21 protein-coding genes and 1 pseudogene are annotated in these 21574 nt (G+C 68.5%); 11 read left to right on the plus strand and 11 right to left on the minus strand.

Features of this window, described 5'->3' with window-relative positions:
• Positions 1–63 precede the first annotated feature (63 nt).
• Positions 64–1278: an MFS transporter gene (locus M6D93_RS14470; protein ID WP_249770077.1), complete on the minus strand. Its 1215-nt coding sequence runs from the start codon at positions 1276–1278 to the stop codon at positions 64–66.
• A 98-nt stretch (positions 1279–1376) separates the two neighbouring features.
• On the minus strand, positions 1377–2399 hold the full coding sequence (gene hrcA, locus M6D93_RS14475) for a heat-inducible transcriptional repressor HrcA (protein ID WP_249770079.1): 1023 nt from the start codon (positions 2397–2399) through the stop codon (positions 1377–1379).
• A 177-nt stretch (positions 2400–2576) separates the two neighbouring features.
• Between hrcA and M6D93_RS14480 the strand changes: the two genes are divergently transcribed.
• A complete protein-coding gene (locus tag M6D93_RS14480) occupies positions 2577–2906 on the plus strand; it encodes a type II toxin-antitoxin system VapB family antitoxin (RefSeq protein ID WP_249770081.1) in 330 nt (109 codons plus the stop codon).
• Between the two features lie 16 nt (positions 2907–2922).
• On the opposite strand, the gene hemW is transcribed toward M6D93_RS14480, so the two are convergent.
• Entirely contained in the window at positions 2923–4149 is a 1227-nt protein-coding gene (hemW, locus tag M6D93_RS14485; RefSeq protein WP_249770083.1) for a radical SAM family heme chaperone HemW, read from the minus strand.
• A gap of 94 nt (positions 4150–4243) precedes the next feature.
• Between hemW and M6D93_RS14490 the strand changes: the two genes are divergently transcribed.
• Entirely contained in the window at positions 4244–5017 is a 774-nt protein-coding gene (locus M6D93_RS14490; RefSeq protein ID WP_249770085.1) for an enoyl-CoA hydratase-related protein, read from the plus strand.
• 12 nt (positions 5018–5029) lie between these two features.
• Here the strand turns inward: M6D93_RS14490 and M6D93_RS14495 are convergent, their stop codons facing one another.
• Complete coding sequence (locus tag M6D93_RS14495) at positions 5030–5566, minus strand: guanyl-specific ribonuclease (protein ID WP_249770087.1); 537 nt, start codon at positions 5564–5566, stop codon at positions 5030–5032.
• A 90-nt stretch (positions 5567–5656) separates the two neighbouring features.
• On the opposite strand from M6D93_RS14495, the gene M6D93_RS14500 reads away from it, so the two are divergent.
• Positions 5657–6397 carry a dienelactone hydrolase family protein gene (locus M6D93_RS14500; protein WP_249770089.1) on the plus strand — a complete coding sequence of 247 codons (741 nt, stop codon included), beginning with the start codon at positions 5657–5659 and terminating at the stop codon, positions 6395–6397.
• A gap of 13 nt (positions 6398–6410) precedes the next feature.
• Positions 6411–6674, plus strand: a complete 264-nt coding sequence (locus M6D93_RS14505; protein WP_249770091.1) for a DUF6295 family protein — start codon at positions 6411–6413, stop codon at positions 6672–6674.
• 58 nt (positions 6675–6732) lie between these two features.
• On the opposite strand, the gene M6D93_RS14510 is transcribed toward M6D93_RS14505, so the two are convergent.
• Positions 6733–8316, minus strand: coding sequence for an MFS transporter (locus tag M6D93_RS14510; protein ID WP_249770093.1), 1584 nt, complete (start codon positions 8314–8316; stop codon positions 6733–6735).
• 150 nt (positions 8317–8466) lie between these two features.
• Here M6D93_RS14510 and M6D93_RS14515 point away from each other — a divergent pair, with 150 nt between their 5' ends.
• From M6D93_RS14515 to M6D93_RS14530, 4 genes are all read left to right on the plus strand, one after another.
• The gene (locus tag M6D93_RS14515) at positions 8467–9510 is read left to right on the plus strand and encodes an Lrp/AsnC family transcriptional regulator (RefSeq protein ID WP_249770095.1); all 1044 of its coding nucleotides are present in this window, start codon (positions 8467–8469) and stop codon (positions 9508–9510) included.
• 37 nt (positions 9511–9547) lie between these two features.
• Positions 9548–10516 carry a zinc-binding dehydrogenase gene (locus M6D93_RS14520; protein WP_249770097.1) on the plus strand — a complete coding sequence of 323 codons (969 nt, stop codon included), beginning with the start codon at positions 9548–9550 and terminating at the stop codon, positions 10514–10516.
• A gap of 62 nt (positions 10517–10578) precedes the next feature.
• Entirely contained in the window at positions 10579–11748 is a 1170-nt protein-coding gene (locus M6D93_RS14525; protein WP_249770099.1) for an acyl-CoA dehydrogenase family protein, read from the plus strand.
• Positions 11749–11876: 128 nt separating this feature from the next.
• Positions 11877–12611 (plus strand): aquaporin, encoded by a 735-nt coding sequence (locus tag M6D93_RS14530; protein ID WP_430667195.1) that lies wholly within the window; start codon positions 11877–11879, stop codon positions 12609–12611.
• A gap of 78 nt (positions 12612–12689) precedes the next feature.
• Here the strand turns inward: M6D93_RS14530 and M6D93_RS14535 are convergent, their stop codons facing one another.
• The 3 genes from M6D93_RS14535 to M6D93_RS14545 form a co-directional block, all read right to left on the minus strand.
• On the minus strand, positions 12690–13109 hold the full coding sequence (locus M6D93_RS14535; protein WP_249770101.1) for a TIGR03668 family PPOX class F420-dependent oxidoreductase: 420 nt from the start codon (positions 13107–13109) through the stop codon (positions 12690–12692).
• Positions 13110–13198: 89 nt separating this feature from the next.
• Complete coding sequence (gene lepA, locus M6D93_RS14540; protein WP_283818586.1) at positions 13199–15052, minus strand: translation elongation factor 4; 1854 nt, start codon at positions 15050–15052, stop codon at positions 13199–13201.
• Positions 15053–15115: 63 nt separating this feature from the next.
• The gene (locus tag M6D93_RS14545; RefSeq protein WP_249770103.1) at positions 15116–15499 is read right to left on the minus strand and encodes a winged helix-turn-helix transcriptional regulator; all 384 of its coding nucleotides are present in this window, start codon (positions 15497–15499) and stop codon (positions 15116–15118) included.
• A gap of 117 nt (positions 15500–15616) precedes the next feature.
• Here M6D93_RS14545 and M6D93_RS14550 point away from each other — a divergent pair, with 117 nt between their 5' ends.
• The 3 genes from M6D93_RS14550 to rpsT all read left to right on the plus strand — a co-directional run bounded on the left by M6D93_RS14550 (position 15617) and on the right by rpsT (position 17133).
• Complete coding sequence (locus M6D93_RS14550) at positions 15617–16243, plus strand: NAD(P)-dependent oxidoreductase (RefSeq protein WP_249770105.1); 627 nt, start codon at positions 15617–15619, stop codon at positions 16241–16243.
• Positions 16244–16287: 44 nt separating this feature from the next.
• The gene (locus M6D93_RS14555; RefSeq protein ID WP_249770107.1) at positions 16288–16668 is read left to right on the plus strand and encodes a hypothetical protein; all 381 of its coding nucleotides are present in this window, start codon (positions 16288–16290) and stop codon (positions 16666–16668) included.
• A 204-nt stretch (positions 16669–16872) separates the two neighbouring features.
• A complete protein-coding gene (rpsT, locus tag M6D93_RS14560; RefSeq protein ID WP_249770109.1) occupies positions 16873–17133 on the plus strand; it encodes a 30S ribosomal protein S20 in 261 nt (86 codons plus the stop codon).
• 97 nt (positions 17134–17230) lie between these two features.
• On the opposite strand, the gene holA is transcribed toward rpsT, so the two are convergent.
• From holA to M6D93_RS14575, 3 genes and pseudogenes are all read right to left on the minus strand, one after another.
• The gene (holA, locus tag M6D93_RS14565; protein ID WP_347343496.1) at positions 17231–18217 is read right to left on the minus strand and encodes a DNA polymerase III subunit delta; all 987 of its coding nucleotides are present in this window, start codon (positions 18215–18217) and stop codon (positions 17231–17233) included.
• Between the two features lie 319 nt (positions 18218–18536).
• A pseudogene (locus M6D93_RS14570) lies at positions 18537–20675 on the minus strand (ComEC/Rec2 family competence protein); the annotation flags it as partial.
• Entirely contained in the window at positions 20672–21574 is a 903-nt protein-coding gene (locus M6D93_RS14575; protein WP_249770115.1) for a ComEA family DNA-binding protein, read from the minus strand. The pseudogene M6D93_RS14570 and the gene M6D93_RS14575, both read right to left, overlap by 4 nt.

The following is a 21574-nucleotide window of genomic DNA, read 5'->3' on the forward strand; positions in this document are numbered from 1 at the left end:
CGAAACCTCATTCAGTAACAGTGCGAAAACGAATTGGCACTCATGCGTTCTGAGTGCCAGGTCCTAGTGTACGGACTCCGCTGCGAGCGCCACGCTACGCCGGGCCTGCCGGTGCTGGACGGTTTGGGTCCCGATGGCCAGCAGGGCCAGCACCACCACCGCGCCGCCGTAGCCGAGGGCGGTGTCGCGCAGCCCCCGATGCGTCGCCACGAATCCGGCGATCACGGCGGGGACGCTGAAGCCCAGGTAGGACACCGAGAGCACCGCGGCCAGAGTGGCGGCCCGGTCATCGGGGCCGACGCGCTTGGCCACGGTCCGGAACGAGCCGAGGAACGAGGCGCCGAAACCGAATCCGGCCACGACGCTGCCCAGGAAGAAGGTCGCCGTGTCCGTCCGCTCGATACCCAGCAGGGTGATCAGCAGACCGAGGACCAGCGCCAGGGTGCCGAGCAGCACGGATCGGATCTCGGACGTTTCACGGAACAGCACCGACGCGACCGCGCCGCTACCGGTGACTGCGGCCACGACGAGGCCGCCGACCAGATGGTTGTGCAGACCGAAGACCCCGACGGCGAGGGAACCGCCCAAGGACAGGTACAGCCCGGCCACCGCCCAGGTCGCGATGAATATGGGCACCGCGGCGAGGAACGGGGCACGCACTTCGCGGTGGACGCGGACCTGAGGGCGCAGCGAGGCGAGTGCGCCGGGCTGGCGGCCGGTCGTCTCCGGTACCGCCAGGATGCCGAGTCCGGCGGCGATGACGGCCGCGATCAGCACGAGGAACACGAGTTGGGTCGGGTTGGGGGCGTATTGGATGAGCGCCCCGGACCCCAGGGCGCCGAGGGCGAGTCCGAGGGCGGGTCCGGCGCTGTTGATCACGGTGCCCAAGTTGGACCCGGGCGGCTGGGTGTCCACCAGGGCCGCGCCGAGGGCGCCGATGACCGCCCCGGTGGCCAGCCCCTGCACGACGCGCGCGGCCACCAACCAGCCGACCGAATCGGCGGGCAGGAACAGCAGCAGGCTCGCGACCTCGACCGCGAGGCCGGCCAGCAGGACCGGTCGCCGACCGATGAAGTCCGACAGCGAACCGACGGTGAGCAACGAGCCGAGCAGGGCCAGCACGTAGACCGCGAAAATCACGGTCAGCGTCGAGGATGAGAAACCGATGCGCTGCTGATAGACCACGTAGAGAGGCGATGGGGCGCCGGCCGCGATCATGACCACGAGCAACGACAAGGCAATGAGCCAGAACGAGGTCCGGCGGTCCAGGGAGCGCATACGGTTTTCAAACCGACTCACGGTCCAGGCATTCCCGTTATCCGTCGGCACCACACTCGCGCGTTACCGACGCGCGCCGTTGCGCCGATCGATGATGGCTAGTTCTCGGCGAGCAGGTCCCCTACGTAGCGCGCCACGGCCGCGACACGCGCCATCGTGTGGGCGTAATCCATGCGTCGGGGACCGAGCACCCCGACACCGCCGAGGGAGATGCCGGCCGCGCCGTAGCCGGCCGACACGACTGAGGTCGTCTGCAGGCCTTCGTAACTGTTCTCGTTGCCGATCCGGACCAGGATCTGCCCCGAAGCCGCCGACTGCTGGTCCAGAAGGCGGAGCAGGACGACCTGTTCCTCGAGCGCTTCCAGCACCGGCCTGATCGCCGGGAAGTCGAGCGAGTGATCGGTCAGATGGGCCGAGCCCGCCATCACGACCCGTTCGGAGGGATGCTCGACCAGGGCTTCGAGCAGGACGGAGGTGAGCGTGGTGATCAAGCCCTGCAGATGTCCGGGGACGTTCTCGGGTAGGTCGGCCACGATGGTCGGGGCGTCGGCCAGCCGCTGACCGGTCAGCCGCGTGTTCAGGGCCGAGCGCAGATCGGCGATGTCCAGCGCGGACACCGGCGCGGGCAGCTCCACGACCCGCTGTTCGACCCGGCCGGTGTCGGTGATCAACACCAGCATGAGGCGCAGGTCGGAGAGCAGCACCGTTTCCAGATGCCGGACTCGTGACCGCGACAGGGACGGGTACTGCACGACCGCGACGTTGCGGGTGATCTGGGCCAGCGCTCGCACGGCGTTGTGCAGGACACCGTCGAGGTCGACCGCCGTGTCGAGGAAGGTCTCGATCGCCCTACGCTCGGCCGGGCTCAACGGCTTCAGCGCGGTGAGCTTGTCGACGAACAGCCGGTAGCCGGCGTCCGTGGGGACCCGGCCCGCAGAGGTGTGCGGCTGCTGGATGAGACCTTCGGCTTCGAGCGTGGCCATGTCGTTGCGGATGGTCGCCGGCGACACACCCAGGTTGTGGCGGTCGACGATGGCCTTGCTGCCGACCGGCTCGTTGGTGGCGATGAAGTCCTCCACGATCGCCCGCAACACCTCGAGCTTGCGCTCTTCGACGTTCATGTCCGCTGCCACCTCCCCAACAGTCACGACTTGCGGCCGCTGTCACCGCATGAGTACCACGATCCTGGCAACAAGCTTAGTTTGCCGGGCCCTGCGTCGGCGCGAACCCGAGCCGGGCCGATCCTGCGGGGTAGGGTGGCGCGGACCGGGAAGGGGACCCAGGCAGGTGATTCACGCGTGATCTTCAAGGCCGTACGGGAGGGCAAGCCCTACCCGGACCATGGCTTCTCCTCGCGGGACTGGGCCAACGTGCCGCCGCGGTCGGTGCGGCTGGACCAGCTGACCACGATCAAGCGCGAGCTCGCCCTGGACAAGCTCCTGGACGAGGACAGCACCTTCTACGGCGACCTGTTCCCGCACGCGGTCCACTGGGACGGGGAGATGTATCTGGAGGACGGTCTGCACCGGGCCGTGCGCGCCGCGCTGCAGCAGCGGCACACTCTTCACGTGCGGGTGCTCGACCTCGACGAGCTGCGCCCGAAGAAGCCGGCCAAGCGGGCCAGCTGACCGCCCGGCCGGTCGATCACAAAGCGTCGAGCAGGTCGCGCACCACGGCGTCGGCCAGCAGCCGCCCGCGCTGAGTGAGGACCAGGCGCCGTTCGTCCATCGCCGCCCGCTCGGCCAGTCCCCACCCCACCGACTGTTCGGCTTGGCGCGTGAGCGCCAGCGGGAACGTGGTCAGGTCCAGGCCCTCTCGGAGCCGGACCTCCAACATCAGCCGCTCCACCAAGCGGTCCCGCGAGGACAGGTTCTCCCGCCCCGCGGCCGGGCTCTGGCCCGCATCCAGCGCCGCCGTGTAGCGCGTCGGGTGCTTGACGTTCCACCAGCGCAAGCCGCCGATGTGACTGTGCGCGCCGGGGCCGAGACCCCACCAGTTGTCACCGGACCAGTAGAGCCGGTTGTGCCGTGACTCGGCGGCCGGATTGCGGGCCCAGTTCGAGACCTCGTACCAGTGCAATCCCGCGCGCCGAAAGGCCTCGTCCGCTTGCACGTAGCGGTCGGCCAGCACATCGTCGTCCGGCGCGGCGATCCGTCCGGACCGCACTTTGCGCGCCAGCGCGGTGCCGTCCTCGACGATGAGGGCGTAGGCGGAGATGTGGTCGACATCGGTGGACAGGGCCGCGTCCAGGGACCGTTGCCATTCGTGCTCGGTCTCCCCCGGTGTGCCGTAGATGAGGTCGAGATTGACATGATCGAACCCGGCCGCCCGGGCCTCGGCCACCGCCTGCGTCGCCCGTTCGGGGCGATGGGTACGGTCCAGAACGGCCAGCACGGACGGGACCGCCGACTGCATTCCCAGCGAGATCCGGTTGAACCCGGCCTCGCGGAGTTTGGCCAGGTAAGCCGGAGCGACGGTCTCGGGGTTGGCCTCGGTGGTGATCTCGGCGTCCGGGGCCAGCCCGAACTCGGCTGCTATCTCCTTGAGGATCTCGCCCAGATGTTCGGCCGGCAGCAAGGTCGGAGTGCCCCCGCCGAAGAAGACCGTGGACACCGGCGGTGCGCCGCTCGGCAGCACGTCACGCGCGAGCCGGATCTCGGCCAGCACCGTGTCGGCGTAGGATCCACGGCTCACGCCGGGGCCGAGCTCGTCCGCGGTGTAGGTGTTGAAGTCGCAGTAGCCGCAGCGCACCGTGCAGAACGGGACGTGGACGTAGAAGCCGAGTTGTCGGCCACGCAGTTCCAGCAACGCCGCGCCGGGCAGGTGGCCGTCGGCGGGAGCGGGATCTCCGATCGGGAGCGCGGAAGGCATGCGTTCAGTGTTGAATGCCGAGGAGGTCTTTGCCGAATCGACCCGCCGCACCGGCCGCACCGATTACGACCGTCTCGACTGATCCGAGGAGCTCATGGCAACCGTGCACTACGCCGTCGAAGGCGGCGTCGCCACCCTCACCCTGGACGCGCCGGAGCGGCGCAATGCACTGTCGGCCCCGCTGCTGCGGGTCTTACGTGACCATCTGGACTCCGCCGAGGCAGACCCGACGGTGCGGGCCGTGGTGCTCAGCCACGTCGGCCCGGTCTTCAGCTCGGGCATGGACTTGACGCAGGTCTCAGATGTCGCCGAGCAGGACCAGCCCATCCGGGCGTTCCCGGTGTTGCTCCAGCGGCTGTGGGAATTCGGCAAGCCGGTCCTGGCGCGAGTGGACGGCAAGGCGCGAGCGGGCGGAATCGGATTGGTAGCCGTTTGCGACATCGTGCTGGCGACAGCCGCCTCGGATTTCGCCTTCACCGAGGTACGTCTCGGGTTGGTGCCGGCGGTCATCTCCGTCCCGCTGCTCAAGCAACTGTCGCCTCGCGAGGCGATGGAGCTGTTGCTCACCGGCGAAACCTTCGGCGCCGAGCGTGCGCGGCAACTGGGCCTGATCAACTCGGTGTGCGCGGACGTGGCCGCGTTGGATCTCGAGCTCACGCGTTATCTGCAGCTGCTCCGGCTCGGCGAACCGGGCGCCCTCGCGGCAACGAAGATAATGGCGCGCCGCGACCGGTCCGGGGTGGACATGGCCGAGGACTTCGCGGCGATGAGCGAGCTGTCGGCGGGTTTCTTCGCTGGACCGCAGGCGGCCGAGGGCATTGCGGCGTTCGCGGCCAAACGGCGCCCCCGGTGGGCCGAGGGGGACTGAGCCGAGCGAGCTTCAGCGAGTGATGTCGACGCTGACGAAGCTGGCGTAGTGATCGCCGGTGTAGTAGTACTCCCCGCCCCTGCCGGTGATGATCCGCCGGGCGCCTCGATCGGACTCGCCAGGCGTGGGCACGGTGTACTCGTGGTAGTAGCCGTGCGGGTGCGGAGCGAGCAGCCGCTCGGCGTTGTCGAACACCACGCCGTCGCGTGAGTAGGGAAACGGGCCGCCGCGGAGAATGAGCCTGACCGTGGTGGAGGCCTGGGCCGGAAGGCCGGACAAGGCAACCGCCCCGTCCGGCAGCGGTTGGCCCGTGCGTGAGAGCGAGGAACCGGGGACCTGCGGACCGATCGGGCCCGGCCGGCGTGACCCGGTGACGCTTGCCGTGCCGGCAGCCGGACCGGACGTCCCGGTGGTGTGCTGGTGGCTCGGTCGGGTGGGATTTCCGGAGCTGTCCAGCCCGCGTGCGGCGTAGCCCACGACCAGGAGCAGGATGAGAACGATCAGAGCGAGCAGCGGTCGTCGACGCAGTGCGGCCCGCAGGTTGAGCATTCGGACAGCCTAGTTCTCGGCTGATCACCACCTGTTGGGCGCTCCGCCGGACGTGATGTGCGCGCGGGCGCGGTCAGAAAGGGTTGTCCATTGACCGACGCGATCACCACGGCCAGCATTCGGCTTTCGGGTGCGGGGGGTGATGAGATCGAGGCTTATCAAGCCCGGCCGGCAGGCCCTGAGCCGCGCGGTGGCGTGGTCGTGATCCATCATCTGCCCGGATTCGATCGCTGGAGCAAGGAGGTCGCTCGCCGGTTCGCCGTCGACGGCTACGACGTGCTCGTCCCGAATCTGTACTGGCGCGAGGCGCCTGGCGCCGAGCCGGACGATGCCGCCGCGGTCGGTCGAGCGCAGGGCGGCGTGCCGGACGAGCGGGTGATCGGCGATGTCGCGGGGGCCGTGGAGTACCTTCGCGGGCTGCCGACGTCCAACGGCAAAGTCGGTGTGATCGGCCACTGCTCCGGCGGCCGCCAGGCCGTACTGGTGGCGTGCAACCTGGAACTCGACGCGGCGGTCGACTGTTACGGGGCCTACGTCGTCGGGACTCCACCGCCGGACTTCGTCTTGAAGGTGACGGGCCTGGAGAATCAGTTGGGCAACCTGTCCGCGCCGTTGCTCGGCCTGTTCGGAAACGACGACGGCCACCCGTCGGCGAGCGAGGTGAATACGCTCGACGGCCTGCTCACGGAGCTGGGCAAGGAGCATGAGTTCCACCGTTACGAGGGGGCGGGGCATGCGTTCTTCGCCACCGACCGTCCGTCCTACCGGGTGGAAGCGGCCCTGGACGGGTACCAGCGCATCGGCGCGTTCTTCGGCCGGACCCTGAACTGAACCGGAGGCAGCAGTGTGCACCTACAACACCGAGTACGCCCAGCTGACGGGTTCGGCGAAGGGCCGCAACGGCTGGTTCCGTCTCGACCAGGCGACCGTCTATTACGACCACCCGGTTCACGCGCCGGCCGAGCACACCCTCAACATCGATCTGGCCGACCGGACCGCCGGCCCCGGCGGGCGGCTCGCGGTCGAGTTGACCGCGTCGTCGGCCCGGGAGCTGGTGGCCGCGATCGAGCGAGCGTTGTCCGCCGTGCCCGACGACCTGTTGAGCTGACGCCGGGCCGGGGCTCGGTGATCAGGGATGTCGCCGTAGTCGCCCTTGACCCGCACGCTCAGACGGGCTCGCCCACGGCTCGGTCCTCACCGGCTGCCCTGGCCCGGGCTTGCTGCTCATCGCCGCCTTTCTCCATGCCCTCGAACGCCGGTGCGGCCTCCGACGCTGGGGCGCGGATCAGGGCGACGACGACGACCGCCGCAAGGATCGCGGAGATCCCGGCGACCAGCATGACCGCACTGAGCCCGGACACCGAGCCACCGCGCAGGGCCTGATCGAAGCCGGAGCGGGCAGCGCCACTGAGCTTGGACAGTATTGCCGGACCTTGGCCGCCGGCCACGGCGTGCGCGGCCGAGTCGGCTCGAGGGACCGAGTGGTGCGTGAAGTAGGCGGCAATCCGCGCGGTGTAGATGGAGCCGAGGACAGCGATTCCCAGAGCCATGCCGAGTTGCCGGGCCGTGTTGACCGAGCCGGCGGCCATACCGCCGCGCTGTAGCGGCACCGCAGACATCGCGGCCGAGCTCAGGACGGGCATGCCCATCCCCACTCCGATGCCGACCAGAATCAGCCCCGGAACCGGCGCCGTGGCGCCCGCCGAACCATGCAGCAGCACGCCTTGCAGAACGTCACCGGCCCCGATGAACGCGAGCCCGCCGGCGATCACCCGGCCCGGGTGCTTGTCGTGCAGGAACCGACTGCCGACCCCACTGGTGACGAACGCGGCCACGCTCAAGGGCAGGCCGCCGATGACACCGGCCATGATCGGGCTCTTGCCCAGCACTGATTGCAACCAGATCGAGCTGTAGACCAGGCCGGCGAAGGCCGATCCGCTGAGGAAGAACCCGGCGACCAGCGACCCACTGAACGTGGCGTTGCGGAGCAGGCCGAGATCCAGCATCGGAGCCGCCACCCGCCGTTCCACCAGCACGAACGCGACGCCTGCGACGACGGCCACCACGAAGGACACGACGGCCGAGGTGGACGTCCAGCCGTGCTCGCCCGCCACGATCAGGCCGTAGGTCAGGGTGCCGGCGGCGGCGGAGAACAGGACGAGGCCCGCAAGATCAAGACTGGTGCGAGCCGCGGCATGACGGCCGCCGGGCAGCACGGCCAGGCACAGGGCCACCGTGATGACCGAGATCGGCAGGTTGACGAAGAAGATCCAGCGCCAGGACAGAGACTCGGTCAGCAGGCCGCCGGCGATCGGGCCGATCGCCGCGGACGCGCCCCCGACTGCGCCCCACACGCCGTAGGCCGTACCCCGGTCGCGCCCCTGGTAGGCCGAATTCAGCAGCGCGAAGACGGTGGCGAACATCGCCGCACCACCGATGCCCTGCAATCCGCGAGCCGCGATCAACAGCCCGGCGTTGGGAGCGATACCGCTGAAGAAGGACGCCACCGCGAACAGCACGAGCCCGACCAGGTAGACCCGTCGGTGCCCGAGCAGGTCGGCCACGCCGCCGGCAGCGAGCAGTAGCGCGGCCAGCGTCAGGGCGTAGATGTCGACCACCCACTGCAGCGAAGTGAACGAGGTCTTCAGATCGCCGGCCATGTCGGGCAGTGCGACGTTGACGATCGTGACGTCAACCAGCAGCATCAGCGTGCCCAGGCTGACGGCAACGAGCGGCCACCACTTGCGCATTGGTTCCTCCCAGAAATCGATCACGTTCCCGCGGCCGCCTGGTAGCCCGCTCGGCAGTATCAGCCCCGGCCCCGTCGGTCTCGCTGTATCAGCTTGCTCCAGGGGTCTGACAACTACGGGCTCGGTCGGGCCTGTTCGTAGAATTCCTCCATGCCTGGATCGACATCATCGAAATCCTCCACCATCGATCGAGTAGATCGCCAGATCATTCACTGCCTCCAGCTGTCTCCGCGCGCCGGGTTCAGCCGGATCGCCGCTGCGGTCGACGTGAGCGAGCAGACCGTCGCCCGGCGCTACCGGAGGCTGGTGTCCGAGGGCGTCATCCGGGTGATCGCCGCCGCCGGACCCAACCGGGCGACGAACGCCTGGACGCTGCGCATCCAGTGCCGCCCCAACGCCGGTGCCCCCATGGCCGAGGCTCTTGCGGCCATGGATGACGTGTCGTGGGTGACGCTGGTCGCCGCCGGGTCCGAGATCGTGTGCGCGGTTCGCTCCCGTAACCGGGCCGACAGTGACGAACTCCTCCTTCGCCGCATCCCCCGGACGGCCGAGGTTCTCAACTTCTCTGCGCACGCGTTGCTCCACCCGTTCCGCGCCGGCCGTGCCGATGACTGGGCCGGTTACGAGGACACCCTCGACCGGCAGCGGCAGGACGCGTACCTGGTCGACAGTGACCTCGTCGGCTTCGTCCCCGGCACGTCCTACCGCCGAGAGGCCATCGACGCGCAACTGCTGGACACCCTCTCATCGGACGGCCGTGCCCCGATCGGCGAACTGGCCCGGATCGGCGAGTGCTCCCAAGGGCGGATCGCACGGCGGATCGAATACCTGCAACGGGCCGGTGAACTGCGCTTCGAGGTCGAGATCTCCGGCGCGGCATTGGGCTTCGGTACAACGGCCTATCTCTGGCTCGTCGTGGAGCCCGCTCAACTCGCCGCGGCCGGGGCCGCCATCGCCGACCACGTCGAGGTCTCATTCGTAGCGGCGGTCACCGGCGCGGCCAACCTGATGGTCTCGGTGCTGTGCCACGATTCCGAAGAGCTCTACGCCTATGTGACCAACCGGATCGGCGCGATTGCCGGGGTTCGGCAGGCCGAGATTTCGGTGGCTCTGCGACGAGTGAAGTACGAGCGGAGCCGGGTCACCAACGAGCGGGTCCGCAGCAGCGCGCGGGCCGTCAATCGCTTGGCCTGAACGGGCACAGCGCAGGTGCCCCGTCTAGGGTCAGCCCATGCGCGCTGCCTACGCCACGTCATTCAACCCGGACGCTCCCCTCGACGGGCTGGAGCTGGGTGAACGTCCCGAGCCCGAGCCGATGCCGGGCTGGACCACCGTGCAGGTGAAGGCCACCAGCCTCAACCACCACGACTTGTGGACGTTGCGCGGAGTCGGCATCAGCGAAGACCGCCTGCCCATGATCCTGGGCTGCGATGCTGCCGGGATCGATACCGCAACCGGCAAGGAGGTCGTGGTTCACTCGGTGATCAGCGGAGACAACTGGACGGGTGACGAAACCCTCGATCCCACTCGGTCCCTGTTGTCCGAGCGACACCAGGGCACCTTCGCCGAATACGTGCGAGTGCCCGCCGCCAACGTCATCGACAAGCCGGCCGAGCTCAGCTTCGCCGAGGCGGCCTGCCTGCCGACCGCTTGGCTGACGGCCTACCGCATGCTGTTCGTCAATTCCTCGCTGCGGCCGGGTCAGAGCGTGCTCGTTCAGGGCGCGTCCGGCGGTGTCGCCTCGGCGTGCATCAGCCTGGCCCGGGTGGCCGGGCTACGGGTCTGGGCCACCGCTCGGACGGAGGCCAAACAGCAGGCGGCACTGGACTTCGGCGCCCATCAGGCTTTCCCGCCGGGCGCGCGGCTGCCCGAGCGGGTCGACGCCGTCATGGAGACGGTCGGCGCGGCAACGTGGTCACATTCGCTCAAGTCGCTGCGACCCGGGGGCCAGGTCGTGATCTCAGGGGCGACGTCCGGGGCGTTGCCGCCGGCCGAACTGAACCGCATCTTCTTCCTGCAGCTGCAGATCATCGGATCGACGATGGGAACCCGGGCCGAGTTGGCCGATCTGATGCAGCTGCTCCGCGACACCGGCCTGCGGCCGCGCATCGATCGCGTCCTGCCGCTCAGCGACGTCGGGCAGGCCCTGACCGCCATGCAATCCGGTCAGCTGCTCGGCAAGATCGTGCTCGAGCCCTGAGGCCGAACCGCGCCGAAACGTACGGCAGGCACTGGCCCGACAGTAGGAATCGGAGAATCATCGTGGACTTCTCGCTCAGCGACACCGAACGCGAGACCCGAAACTGGGTCCGCACCTTCGTCCAGCGCGAAATCATGCCGTTGGAGCCACTGGCACTGCGGCGTGAGCGCAACCATCAGCCCGGGTTGACCAGCGAGGAGATGGCGGAGCTGAGGCACAAGGCCCGCCAGTCGGGGTTCTGGGGTGTGCAGACTCCGGAGGAGTACGGCGGCATGGCCCTGTCGGCCGTGATGACCGCTCTGATCGAGGCCGAGCTAGGCCGCTCGTTCATCCCCTTCCGCTTCGGCGGCTATGCCGACAACATCCTCTTCCACGCCAACGACGAGCAGAAGGCCGAGTACCTGCTGCCGACCATCGAAGGCGACCGGGTGTCCTGTTTCGCCGTGACCGAACCGGGTGCCGGTTCGGACGCCACCGCGATCCGGACGACCGCCCGCAGGGACGGCTCGGACTGGATCATCAACGGCGAGAAGACCTTCATCACCGGCGGTAACGAGGCCGACTTCACGATGGTGTTCGCGATCACCGACGCGGACAAGGGGGTCAACGGTGGCGTGACCTGCTTCCTCGCCGACCGGGACATGGGTTGGAAGTCCGAATACATCGACACGATGGGCGAATGGGGTCCCGCGGCGTTGATCTTCGATGAGGTCCGGGTTCCCGAACGAAACGTGCTGGGTGAGGTCGGGCAGGGTTTCGCCCTGGCCATGCAGTGGATCGGGCGCGGCCGCTACCTGCTGCCGGCCAGGGCCATCGGGGCGTGCGAACGGCTGATCGAGATGGCCATGGAGCATGCCCGCAACCGGGTCACCTTCGGCGAACCGATCGCCGAGCGTCAGGCGATCCAATGGATGGTCGCCGATTCGGCCACGGAACTGGAAGCCCTGCGATGGCTGGTGCTCTCCGCGGCCTGGCAGGTCGATCAAGGGCTGGATTCCCGCCAGGCTCAGTCGATGGCCAAGCTCTACGGCGGCGTACGGGCCAACGAGATCGTCGATCGGATGCTGCAGATTCACGGCGGGATGGGATACACCCGCGAACTCCCGATCGAACGCTGGTACCGGGAACTGCGGCTGCTGCGGATCTATGAGGGAACCGATGAGATCCAGCGGCGGACGATCTCGCGCAACCTGTTGAAGGGCCACGTGTCGATCCGGGGATTGCTCGGCTGACCCACACCGACCTCCGGCCTGAGGTCGGCCGATCCGGTCGATCTTTGTGGCCAAAGGCATCTCGCGAGCCGCCGAATCCATTTATAGTTCCTGTGAGATTCGTCCGACTCTAAAGAGAAGAGTGTGCCGTGACCGACATCGGAAGGAAGGCCGGGGCGGAGTTCCTCGGCACGTTCCTGCTCGTGTTTTTCGCCGTGGGAGCCGCAGTATTCGGGATCGACAAGATCGGTGCCCTCGGAGTTGCGTTTGCGTTCGGCTTGGTATTGCTGGCGTTGGCCTATTCGATCGGTCCGGTTTCCGGATGTCACGTCAACCCGGCCGTGACGCTGGGCGTCTTGCTGCGTAAGGGCGTTACCGGTCAGGAGGCACTCACGTACTGGCTCGCCCAGTTCGCCGGCGGTATCGCCGGCGGCGCCGCGCTCAAGCTCATGACCTCCGGGTTCGGCAACGTCACCGATCAGACCGGCGGGCTCGGCACCAACGATTGGGGCCCGTCGATCAGCAGCGGTGGCGCGTTCGTCCTGGAGATCGTGCTGACGTTCCTGCTCGTGTTCGTGGTGCTGCTCGTGACCGGTCGAGCCGCGGCGCCCGGTTTCGCCGGACTCGCCATCGGCTTGGTCCTGACGGTGATCCACCTGGTCGGCATCCCGCTCGACGGTACGTCGGTGAACCCGGCCCGCTCGTTCGGACCGGCCCTGTTCGCCGGCAGCCACGCAATGTCGCACGTGTGGCTGTTCCTCGTTGCTCCCTTGATCGGTGGTGCCCTGGCCGCCTTCGCAGCGCCGTTGTTCGAGACCGCCGCCGGCGTCGAAGGCGCGCCGAGTCGTCATGGTGACCCGACCGGGGCCAACGTCCCCGCATAACTGTCGCAACCGAACTCGGTCCCCCGGCCCGGCGCACCAGTTGACGAAACGGGCCGGGGACTGCGGGGCAGCGGCTGCTCAACCAGGCGTGCTCTGCCAGGCCGCCCAGTTCTCGATGTCGAAGGCGAGCACGGCGCCGGTCAGCGTCTGCTCCCGATACTGCGGATACTTGCCACGTAAGGCGGTCAGGGCACGGCTGCGCTCGTCGGTCCGGTCGACCTCTCGCGCGTGGGTGTCGATCCGAATCCACCACAAGCTCGACCAGTCGTCGGAGTAGTAGTCCACGAGCAGGCAAGCCCGTGCGTCGGAGCGGATGTTGTCGATCCTTCGCAGGCCCAACGTTGTCTTGGGCTTGCCGTCGATCACCGAGTAGACCGTGTTGCCCTCCAGGGCGAAGCAGATCGGCACCTGGTGGGGGTCACCGCTGCTAGCCGCCAGTGTGGCCAGCCTGGCCACTCTGGCCAGGCCGAGGTGGCGTCGCATCTGCTCGTCGTCCATGGGGCCATTGTGCGGCGTACTTCATCGGTTTCCCGGTAAGCAACCGGGAATGGACGTTCTGGCCGGGTCCGGTCGCCGCACTGGCGGGCCTACTTCTTGGTGCTCTCGGGCGATTCCGACGTGGACAGGGCGGCGATGAAGGCCTCCTGCGGAACCTCGACCCGTCCCACCATCTTCATGCGCTTCTTGCCTTCCTTCTGCTTCTCCAGCAGTTTGCGCTTGCGGGTGATGTCACCGCCGTAGCACTTGGCAAGCACATCCTTGCGGATGGCCCGGATCGACTCGCGTGCGATGACCCGGGATCCGATCGCAGCCTGGATCGGGACCTCGAACTGCTGGCGGGGAATCAGCTCACGGAGCTTGGTGGTCATCGAAACCCCGTAGGCGTAGGCCTTGTCCTTGTGCACGATGGCCGAGAAGGCATCGACCGGCTCGCCTTGCAGCAGGATGTCGACCTTGACGAGTTCGGCCGACTGCTCGCCGGCCTCCTCGTAGTCCAGCGATGCATAACCACGGGTGCGCGACTTCAACGCATCGAAGAAGTCGAAGATGATCTCACCGAGCGGGAGCGTGTACCGCAACTCCACTCGCGTCTCGGACAGGTAGTCCATGCCGAGCAGCGCGCCACGGCGGGTCTGGCACAGTTCCATGATCGCGCCGATGTACTCGCTCGGGGCGATGATCATCGACTTGACGATCGGCTCGTGGATTTCGGCGATCTTCTGTCCCGACGGCCAATCGGAGGGATTGGTGACGACGTACTCGCGGCCGTCTTCGAGCATGACCCGGTTGACCACGTTGGGCGCGGTGGAGATCAGATCGAGGCCGAACTCGCGTTCGAGCCGGTCGCGGGTGATCTCCAGGTGCAGCAGGCCCAGGAAGCCGCAACGAAAGCCGAAACCGAGAGCGCCGGAGGACTCGGGTTCGTAGACGAGGGCCGCGTCGTTGAGCCGCAACTTGTCCAGGGCATCACGCAGCAACGGGAAATCGCTGCCGTCGATGGGGAACAGGCCCGAGTACACCATGGGGTTCGGATCACGGTAACCACTGAGCGCCTGCGTCGCGGGCTTGACCGAGTCGGTCACGGTGTCGCCGACCTTCGACTGGCGGACGTCCTTGACTCCGGTGATGAGGTAACCGACCTCGCCGACTCCAAGCCCCTTGGTGGGAACCGGCTCGGGCGAGATGACACCGACCTCGAGCAGTTCGTGGGTGGCACCGGTCGACATCATCTTGATGCGCTGGCGCGGGACGATCTTGCCGTCGATGACGCGGACGTAGGTGATGACACCGCGGTAGATGTCGTAGACGGAGTCGAAGATCATGGCCCGTGCGGGCGCGTTCGCCTCACCGACGGGGTGCGGAACGACACGACAGATCCGGTCCAGCAGTTCGGCGACGCCTTGGCCGGTCTTGGCCGACACTCGCAGGACCTCGTCCGGGTCGCAGCCGATGATGTGGGCGATCTCGGCGGCATAGAGCTCGGGCTGGGCCGCGGGCAGGTCGATCTTGTTCAGGACCGGGATGATCTGCAGATCGTTCTCCAGGGCGAGGTAGAGGTTCGCCAGTGTCTGCGCCTCGATGCCCTGGGCGGCGTCCACGAGTAGGACCGCGCCCTCACACGCGGCCAGCGAACGGCTCACCTCGTAGGTGAAGTCGACGTGGCCAGGAGTGTCGATCATGTGCAGCGTGTAGTCCGTGCCGTCCTCCTGGGACTGCCAGGGCATGCGCACGTTCTGGGATTTGATGGTGATGCCGCGCTCGCGCTCGATGTCCATCCGGTCCAGGTATTGCGCGCGGGCCTGCCGCGGGTCGACCACCCCGGTCAGCTGCAGCATGCGGTCGGCCAGAGTCGACTTGCCGTGGTCGATGTGCGCAATGATGGAGAAGTTGCGGATGCGCTCCGGCGGAGTGTTGCCGGCTGGGCTCGGAATGGCGGGCACAGGCTGCTTTCTGCTGACGGTCGGAGTTCTGTTGCCGGCGGTAGCTGGACCGCCAGGGCAGCTTCATTCTCCCACGGCGCCGGAGCCTGCTCGATCGAAGCGCTCACGGTTGATCACGACCCGGTGCATGTACTCCTCGGCCCAGGCCTGAATGGTCTCGATCGGCCCGATCAGGGAGCGCCCGAGCTCGGTCAGGCTGTACTCCACGCGGGGCGGGACCTCCGCGTAGATCTTCCGGTGCAGGATGCCGTCACGCTCAAGCGCCCGCAGCGTTTGGGTGAGCACCTTGGGCGCCACCCCGCCGACCCGAGCCCGGAGCTCACTGAATCGCAGGGTGCGCTCAGACAGAGCAGAGACGACCAGGACGGTCCACTTGTCGCCCACTCTGTCCAGGATCAGCCGGGTCGGACAGTCGGGATCGAACAGGTCACCCCGAATGAAGCCCATCGTGTGAACCGTCCCGTCCGATAGTTACCTTTAGGTACTGAGGTTACGTTGAAGTCATCAGTAACCAATGGTTACTGTGAAAGCGTACCTCGACAACAGCCAACAAGGAGATCCGAAATGAAGATCGCAGTAATCGGCGGAACCGGCATGGTCGGCTCCCGAGTAGTGGCCGAGGCCGCCACCCGCGGACACCAGGTGACGGCCGTGAGCCGCAAAGGTGATGCGCAGGCCTCGGATCAGGTGACGCCGGTCCGGGCCGACGCGACCGATCCCGGCGTCCTGGCCGACCTGGGACGGCTGGCGGCCGATCATGACGTGGTCGTGTCCGCGATCGGACCCAGTCGTGAGCCAGACGGTGACCCCGCCGCGTTCAGCGACACGCTGGTCGCGCTGGCCGGGGCTGTGAAACCGACGCGCCTGCTCGTCGTCGGTGGTGCCGGCTCGTTGCTGGCCGCGCCCGGCGTCCGACTGGTCGACACCCCGGACTTCCCGCAGGCCTACAAGGCCGAGTCGCTCGCCGCGGCCGCCTCCCTCGAGGCGTTGCGCTCGCTGCCGGACAGCGGTGAGTGGGTCTACCTCTCGCCGGCACCGGTGATCGCCCCCGGCACGCGCACCGGCCGCTACGCCGTCAGCGACGAGACTCCGGCCGGTGAACACATCTCCGCCGAGGACTTCGCGGTCGCGCTGATCGACGAGATCGAACGGCCGGCTCACCACAACACCCGATTCACCGTCGCCAACTGACCGCGCATCGTCGGCCCGGGTGGCCCGGCTGACATCATGGACGCATGACGAGTCCAGCAAGTGACCCCCGTGCGGTCAGCGACTACCGGATCCCGGCCACGGCCCTGCGGGCCGGGGATCTGGTGAACACCTCCCCCGGCGACGCCGAGGACTGGCAGCAGGTGCTGTCGGTGCACACCAGCGAGGATCCCGGAAGCGACGCCGAGGCCAGCACCCTCATCGCCGAGATCGGTGACCGCTACGTGGTCGTCCGGCTGACCGATGTGGCACCGGTTGACAGCCCGATCTATTTCTCGGGCGGTGTGGCACTGGCCTACGGCTCGGATGACGGCGAGGACGGCCCGGTCGCTGAGGTCCTGTCGGCACCGGATGCCTCGCGCACGTTCCTGTACACCCGGTTCGAGCTGGTCACGGTCCGCAAGTAATCCGCACGTACCGGGCCGCGGAGCGCCGCCGGTCAGACCCACACTCGAGCGCTGGACGATTTGGGTGGCGACCGAGCCCGCTGATAAGCTGGCGCGGTTGTCCACCCGCTGTCGGCCCCGTTTCGGGTCTCCTCCGGCGGCAGGCAGCGCACAACACCAGCACTTCGAGACAGCATCCACCGGCTAGGCGACAGAGGCATCTTCGTGGCGAATATCAAGTCCCAGATCAAGCGGATCAAGACCAACGAGGCCGCTCGGCTGCGCAACAAGAGCGTGAAGAGCTCGCTCAAGACGGCCGTCCGCGCCTTCCGTGCGGCGGCCGACGCAGGCGACAAGGACAAGGCGGCTACCGCCTACCTGCACGCCTCGCGGCAGCTCGACAAGGCCGTGAGCAAGGGCGTCATCCACTCCAACCAGGCAGCGAACAAGAAGTCGGCGATGGCGCAGCGCGCCAACGCCCTCTGATCTGCGCCTGTTCTCCCGTTCGAAGCCCGCTCGATCATCGGCGATGCCGGTGGCGTGCGGGCTTCGTGCTGTCTCGGAGACGCGGCTGCGGGTTCGCTCAGCCTCGGCGGCGCGCGCCTTGGGCTCGGGCCGCGATGATCTTGCGCACCGCTGATTCCAGCGCATAGTCGGGATCGGCCGCGTTGCCCTTGACGTCGGCGTTCAGGGCGGCGGCTATCGCCATGGCCTCCGTGAGGCCCTCGTCATTCCACCCGCGCGCCTGGGACCGGGCTCGTTTGACCTTCCACGGCGGCATCCCGAGGGCCGGAGCCAGCGCGAAGGGATCGCCCGGCCCGGCGCCCGAAACCCGCGCGACCGACCTCACCCCTTCGGCGATGGCGTCGGCGAGGAGGACGTGCGGGACCCCGATGTTCAACGCCCACCGAAGGTTTGTCAGAGCGGTGGAGGTGTTGCCGACGACGACCTCGTCGGCGACGGCGAATCCGGTCATCTCCGCCCGGCCACGGTGGTAGGCGGCGACCGCCGTGGCATCGATCGTGCCACCGGTGTCACCGATCAGCTGGGCAACGACGGCGGAGATCTCGCGCAGGTCGGTACCGACCGCGTCGATCAGCGCGGCCGCCCCGTCCGCGGTCATCCGTCCACGAAAGCGGCTCACCTCCTCTCGGAGGAAGTTCATGCGCTCCTCGGGACGGGTGACTTTGGCACACGCGATCTCAGCCGGGCGTGCTTTGCGGAGGAAGTCCAGAACTGCTTTGCCCTTCGCACCGCCGAGGTGCTGGACCACGATGAGAGTTTCCGGATCGGTGTCGAGCAGCATCGGGAGCACGCTCGCGACGGCGGAGGCCGGGAGGTCCTGGGCCGAGCGGAAGACGATGAGCCGGCCGCCACCGAACAACGACGGGCTGAGCAGCTGGATCAGTTCCACCGACTCGAGGCCAACGGCGTCGACCTCGTGGACCTCGGTGTTCGGATCGGCGGCCATCGCGCGTTGACGGATCGAGTCCAGCGCGCGACTGATCAGGAATTCCTCGTCCCCGACCACCAGCGTGAGCGGCGGCACGGTACTGGACGGGCTGGACATGGGCCCATCGTGCCATCCGGCACCGACAGCGCGGCGTGGGTCCGGCGGCGTTGCCACTTCGGGTGTCACGTCCGAGCACCCACAGGGCACCGCCACGCGCGACGACGGCCAGATCTCCGGACTCGTCGGTCCGGTACACCGGCACCCGCTCGCGAGCCAGTTCCTCAAGCAGGCTCGGCGCGGGATGGCCGTAGTCGTTGTGCCGTCCGACCGAGATGAGGGCACGCTGCTCGCCGACCGCGCGGAGAAAGGTGGGGTCTGAGTAGGCACTGCCGTGATGCGGGACCTTCAGGATGTCCGCACGAAGCAGCTCCGGCCGCGCCAACAGCTCGTCCTGGGCCTCGACCTCCGCATCGGCGGCGAGCAGAATACGGCGGCCGTGGGTTGTGGCCGTCACGACCAGCGAGCTGTTGTTCGGGTCGGAGCGGGTGCCGGAGAAGGCATGGGCAGGGCCCAAAACCGTCACGCTGAGCCGATTCGGCTCCGACCCCAGCTCGAACGACTGTCCCGCTGTGGCCGCCTGCAGACTCACTCCGTGCTCAGCCAGCACCGTGCGCGCCAGCCGGTGGCCGGCCTCGGGCTCGGTCAGCATCGAGGTGAAGGCCTGGCCGACCGATCGTCCGTGGACCGTGCCGGCGATGCCGCCCACGTGGTCCAGATGTGCATGGGTGAGCAGCAACAGGGGAATCCGCTGAACACCCAGCTCAGTGAGGCACCGGTCGGCGGCGACAGGATCGGGACCCGCATCGATCACGACGGCGCCGTGATCGCCGGCGTTGAGTGCCAGCGCGTCACCCTGGCCGACATCGCAGACGACCATCAGCCACCCGGGCGGGGGCCACGCGACGACGACCGAGCGGACCGGGATCTGGATGAGAAGCCCGACGGCCGCGCCGACGGCCATCGCCGCCCGCGCGGTCGCCGACCGGCACAGGAGGATGACGCACCCGGTGAGCATTAGCAGCAACAGAGCGCCGAACAGACCAGAGGGCCAGGGCAGCGACGCGCCGGGCAACGACCCGCTCCAGTCGGCCACCGTGACGAGCCATCGACACGGCCAACCTGCCAGCTGGGCGAGAAGCGCCGCGACCGGTAGGCAGACGACCGAGGTCAGAGCGGCGAGGAATCCGAGCATCGTCGCCGCCGCGACGACCGGCTCGGCGAGCACATTGGCCAGGACGGCGACGAGGCTGAACCGTCCGCTGAGGGCAACGATCAACGGCGCGGTCGCGATGTGCGCCGCCGCCGCCACCGCGATGGCCTCGGCGACACCAGCGGGCACCCGGCGGCGGCGCAGCCGGCCCACCCATCCCGGAGCGACGAGCATCAGTGATGCGGTCGCGCCCACGGACAGGGCGAACCCAGCGTCCCACGCCAGCTGAGGCTCCCACCCGAGCAGCACGATGACCGCGGCCGCCAAGGTGGGTAACGCCGCGCGCGGTCGTCCACTCGCCAGTCCAGCCAGCGCGATCGCGGCCATCACCGCGGCGCGCAACACACTCGGCGAGGGACGGGCGATCACGACGAATCCGATCAGCACCAGTGCCCCACCGGCCGCGATCGAGCGAGGTGAGGAACGCAGCCGCCGCAGCACCAACGTGACCGCGCCCACCACGATGGAGCAGTTCGTGCCCGACACCGCGACCAAATGCGTCAGCCCGGCGGTGCGAAAGCGGTCGGCGAGCACCGGATCGAGGTCCGTGGTGTCCCCGTCGACCAACCCCGGCAGCAGCCCGCGCACCAGCGCCGGCAGCCCGGAACACGCTCGGCGTAGCCCGGCGCGGACCGCTCCGGCCCCGCGCTGCCACCACGGTGGCCGTCCGAGAAGTTCCGGTGCCGAGCGTGCGGCCAGCGCCGCGACCGCCAACCGGTCGTGCAGTGGCGGCGACAGCCGAGCCACAACCCGCAAACGCTGCCCGGGCAACACCGACCGCCATTGCTGCAGCGGCGCGAGTACGACGACACGTCCGGTGACCGGAATGTGGCTGGACCCGGTGGCGACGCTGCTCAGTCTTCCTTCGATCGCGGCACGGGCGACCCCGCTCGCGCCGAGGGAACCCAGCGGATGGGGATCGGAGGTCGCCGTCAGCTCGGCGACCACCGTGGCGCGGCCCGTCACAAGCCCGGCGATGGGCGGGGTCGCGGCGGTGATCAACCGAACCGACAACGGCGCCAATACGATCACGGCGCAACCGGCGAGGAATGGCAGAACCCCGGGAACGGGCCGACCCGAGAGCCGACCCCGACGACGCTTCCCATGCCGGTGCGATCGCCGGTGCGATCGCCGGTGCGAGCGCCGATCCGAGCGTGCAGGCCACGAGGTGACGGCCACGACGATCAGGGCACCCGTGAGCAGGACGACGGCCACTCGGGGTCCACCGTTGACCGCCACCGCCGCGACCGTCCAGGCCACCACGCCACCGGCGGCCAATCGAGTGTCGGTCGACCCGCCGGTCACGAGACGGACACCAGCGGGGCAAGGTCGGCGAACTTGGAGTCGCCGATCCCCGGCACCGAATTGAGCTGATCGACCGAGACGAACCGGCCGTGCTGGCTGCGATAGTCGACGATGCGCTGCGCAAGCACGGGGCCCACCCCTGGAAGGGCGTCCAGCTGATCGGCAGTGGCGGTGTTCAGATTCACCGGCGCGCTCGAGCCCCCGGCTGCCGAACCGGTTCCGCCGGATGGGGCGGGAACCGCTGGCGCGGCCACCCCGGTGATCCCGATGGCGATCTGCTCGCCGTCGATGAGCGAGCGGGCCAGGTTGACGGTGGCCAGGTCCAGACCCGGGTTGGCTCCGCCCGCCGCGTGCACCGCGTCGATCACACGAGACCCCGCGGGCAGGCGGTAGACCCCGGGCCGGCGCACCTTGCCCGCGACGTCGACGACGACGACGGAACCAGAAGCCGGCGCAATCAACGACCCGGCCGACGTCGCCGTCCCAGCCGATGCCTGGGGTAACGCGCTCAGCCCGGCTCGCTCCACCGATGTCGCGCCCGGGGAGGAAGCGCGCAGGCCCTTCGTAGGGTTGGCGGACTCAGCCGGGTGCGCGGCCGACGTTGCTGCGCCAGCGCCCGCCAGGGAGCGCGGTTGGGAGGCGCTGAGCCACATCAGCGACAAGACGGCGACAACTACGGCCACCAGCGTGACCGCCAAGGCGGTCCGGTGCTCGACGACGGTCCGATACCGACTGAACGGCTGCGGACCGGGACCGGATCGATGGCGTCCGTCGTAGCCGGGCTGGTCCGACAGGGCCGGGCCCGCCAATTCGGGAGCGCCGGCGCGCACGCCGAACTCCGCCGCTCTGGACAGCGCGGCCCGCCGCCACCGGGACAACCCCTCCGAACCTCGTCGCAC

Origin of the sequence: Jatrophihabitans telluris (assembly GCF_023516435.1) — a bacterium.
In the GTDB taxonomy this organism is placed as follows: domain Bacteria; phylum Actinomycetota; class Actinomycetes; order Mycobacteriales; family Jatrophihabitantaceae; genus Jatrophihabitans_A; species Jatrophihabitans_A telluris.

Excerpts from the sequence above, each read along its gene's own strand:
- M6D93_RS14470 (WP_249770077.1), bottom strand. The coding sequence starts at position 1,278 with ATGCGCTCCCTGGACCGCCGGACCTCGTTCTGGCTCATTGCCTTGTCG.
- hrcA (WP_249770079.1), bottom strand. The coding sequence starts at position 2,399 with ATGAACGTCGAAGAGCGCAAGCTCGAGGTGTTGCGGGCGATCGTGGAG.
- hemW (WP_249770083.1), bottom strand. The coding sequence starts at position 4,149 with ATGCCTTCCGCGCTCCCGATCGGAGATCCCGCTCCCGCCGACGGCCAC.
- M6D93_RS14490 (WP_249770085.1), top strand. The coding sequence starts at position 4,244 with ATGGCAACCGTGCACTACGCCGTCGAAGGCGGCGTCGCCACCCTCACC.
- M6D93_RS14495 (WP_249770087.1), bottom strand. The coding sequence starts at position 5,566 with ATGCTCAACCTGCGGGCCGCACTGCGTCGACGACCGCTGCTCGCTCTG.
- M6D93_RS14510 (WP_249770093.1), bottom strand. The coding sequence starts at position 8,316 with ATGCGCAAGTGGTGGCCGCTCGTTGCCGTCAGCCTGGGCACGCTGATG.
- M6D93_RS14515 (WP_249770095.1), top strand. The coding sequence starts at position 8,467 with ATGCCTGGATCGACATCATCGAAATCCTCCACCATCGATCGAGTAGAT.
- M6D93_RS14520 (WP_249770097.1), top strand. The coding sequence starts at position 9,548 with ATGCGCGCTGCCTACGCCACGTCATTCAACCCGGACGCTCCCCTCGAC.
- M6D93_RS14535 (WP_249770101.1), bottom strand. The coding sequence starts at position 13,109 with ATGGACGACGAGCAGATGCGACGCCACCTCGGCCTGGCCAGAGTGGCC.
- M6D93_RS14545 (WP_249770103.1), bottom strand. The coding sequence starts at position 15,499 with ATGGGCTTCATTCGGGGTGACCTGTTCGATCCCGACTGTCCGACCCGG.
- M6D93_RS14550 (WP_249770105.1), top strand. The coding sequence starts at position 15,617 with ATGAAGATCGCAGTAATCGGCGGAACCGGCATGGTCGGCTCCCGAGTA.
- M6D93_RS14555 (WP_249770107.1), top strand. The coding sequence starts at position 16,288 with ATGACGAGTCCAGCAAGTGACCCCCGTGCGGTCAGCGACTACCGGATC.
- holA (WP_347343496.1), bottom strand. The coding sequence starts at position 18,217 with ATGTCCAGCCCGTCCAGTACCGTGCCGCCGCTCACGCTGGTGGTCGGG.